Below are 2,280 nucleotides of genomic sequence, written 5' to 3' on the forward strand. Positions count from 1 at the left end.
TGGGCCATAAAATCACTCATCACATTGAATCGTAAGTAATTATACGATAATTTTAGGCAAAATGAAAGTCCGACAAGCTGCTAGGCGGTGAGCGCCAGCGCTTCAATCCTGGCGTTCTGGGGCAGACCGCCGAACCGAAGACCTTCAATCTGTACAACGCTAGCGTGGACGTGCGCTACAACCTCGATCTCGCCGGCGGCAACCGCCGCGCCCTCGAGGCCCTGGCCGCGCGGGTGGACTACCGTCGTTATGAACTGGAAGCCGCGCGCCTGAGCCTGGCGGGCAATATCGCCACTGCCGCCATCACGCGGGCCCGGCTCGCCGCGCAAATCGAGGCCACGGCCACCATCCTGCACACCCAGGAGGAACAAGTGCAGATCGCCCGCGAGCGCGTGCGTCTCGGCCAGGCCGCGCCGGATGAGGTGTTGGCCCTGCAAACCCAGGCTGAGCAGACGCGCGCCGAATTGCCCGTACTGCGCAAGCAAATGCAGCAGACCGAGCATCTGCTCGCCGTACTCGCGGGCCGCGCGCCGGGCGCGGGCGGCATCCCGGAATTCACCCTCGCCGACTTCACCCTGCCCACCGAACTGCCTCTGATCGTGCCTTCCAAACTGGTTCGTCGCCGTCCGGATATCCAGGCGTCCGAAGCCTTGCTACACGCAGCCAACGCCGATTACGGCGTCGCTGTGGCCAAGCTCTATCCACAAATCAATCTGAGCGCCAGCCTCGGTAGCCAAGCCCTCACCACCGGCGCCCTGTTTGGCCCCGGCTCGGCAATATGGAACCTGGTCGGGCAATTGACCCAACCCCTGTTCAATCCGGGACTGCCAGCCGAAAAGCGCGCGGCACTCGCGGCCTTTGACGCGGCCGCCGCCAACTATCAAGGTGTTGTGCTGGAGGCCCTGCGCAACGTTGCCGATGCGCTACGTGCGGTGGAAAACGATGCGCAGACACTGGCAGCACTCACTGCCGCCAATGAAGCCGCAGAGGGTTCACTGCGCTCGGTTGAGTGGCAGTACCAACTGGGTACCGCAAGCTATGCTCAACTTCTCATCGCCCAGCAGCAAGCGCAGCAGACCCGTCTCGGCTTGGCTGCGGCTCAGGCGCAACGACTGAACGATAGCGTAGCCCTGTATCAGGCGGTAGGCGCTGGATCCGATGACGCAACAGTAGGTTCGCTCCGCTAGCAGCCCGTCGGGGCTTTCCGCGCCAAAATGAGAGAAAAGCGAACAATATCCAGCGTCGTTGCCTTGGCTTCGCTAATGCACCGGCAGTAGAAAGCCTGAACCGCTGAGGGCAACCTGGATGGGTGGAGGTCGGCAATGGCGGTGTGCAGGGCTTATTCCCCGGCTCGCCCCAACATTCTTTTGTGTATAACCGGGTGATGTTTACTTGTAAATTTTAACGGGTGTTGGCCGGGAATCAGCGTCAAGGTGCTTCACATTTGAACAAGATGCCGAGCTGCTGCCATAGCAAGCGTTACCTGGTGGAATTTGCCATGCAGCACCGGGGAAAGTCTGTAACCGTTCACACCGCTTGAGTCCAACGTCTTTGCTTTGGCTTCGCTTGCCAATGAGCGTATAATGTATCGCAAGTGCAATACAATTGGTGGCGCCATGAAATCAGCAACAATCCCTCCACTGCGGGTTACTCAGGAATTACGTCAGGCAGTAGAAGGCGTTCTAAAGGTTGACGAGTCACTCAGTTCTTTCGTCGAAAGCGCCCTTGTCAAGCAGATTGAGTTCCGGAAGATGCAAAAGGAATTCATCGCTCGTGGGTTGGCTGCACGGGAAGCGTCGAAGCAATCCGGAAAGTACATTGGCAAAGAAAAATCTTTAGCGGCTTTAGATGTGATCCTGGATAAGTATCACAGCTCTCAATGACCTATAAACTTCGCATATCTACCGCTGCACAGGAAGATTTGGAACGAATGTTTGAGTTTCTGGCGGCCAATGACCTGCCCTCAGCTATTCGTGCTAGCAGCTTGTCGGACTTTCATTTTGCCTAAAATTATCGTATAATTACTTAAGATTCAATGTGATGAGTGATTTTATGGCCCACTTCCTCGATACTGACCGCAAGACCGATTATCTTCTGCCCCCCTCCATGGACGACTGGCTCCCAGAAGGTCACCTGGCCCGCTTTATTGTGGAAGTTATTGATCAGCTCGACCTCTCGCTACTGGTCCAACAATACGCGGGCCGTGGCCATAAGGCCTATCATCCAGCCACTCTGCTGGCGATTCTGGTCTACGGCTATGCCAACGGGGTCTTTTCCAGC

At 57.0% G+C, this 2,280-nt stretch carries 3 protein-coding genes; all 3 read left to right on the forward strand.

Features of this window, described 5'->3' with window-relative positions:
- Nucleotides 1-116 precede the first annotated feature (116 nt).
- Entirely contained in the window at nucleotides 117-1,187 is a 1,071-nt protein-coding gene (locus tag HAP95_RS00690) for an efflux transporter outer membrane subunit (RefSeq protein ID WP_226832348.1), read from the forward strand.
- Between the two features lie 396 nt (nucleotides 1,188-1,583).
- Entirely contained in the window at nucleotides 1,584-1,883 is a 300-nt protein-coding gene (locus tag HAP95_RS00695; RefSeq protein ID WP_226832346.1) for a YlcI/YnfO family protein, read from the forward strand.
- Nucleotides 1,884-2,052: 169 nt separating this feature from the next.
- On the forward strand, nucleotides 2,053-2,280 hold a 228-nt coding region (locus HAP95_RS00700), incomplete at its 3' end, for a transposase (RefSeq protein ID WP_368356526.1).

The organism is Acidithiobacillus sulfurivorans, assembly GCF_018853815.1.
Taxonomy (GTDB): Bacteria; Pseudomonadota; Gammaproteobacteria; order Acidithiobacillales; family Acidithiobacillaceae; genus Acidithiobacillus; species Acidithiobacillus sulfurivorans.

Excerpts from the sequence above, each read along its gene's own strand:
- HAP95_RS00695 (WP_226832346.1), top strand. The coding sequence starts at position 1,584 with ATGTATCGCAAGTGCAATACAATTGGTGGCGCCATGAAATCAGCAACA.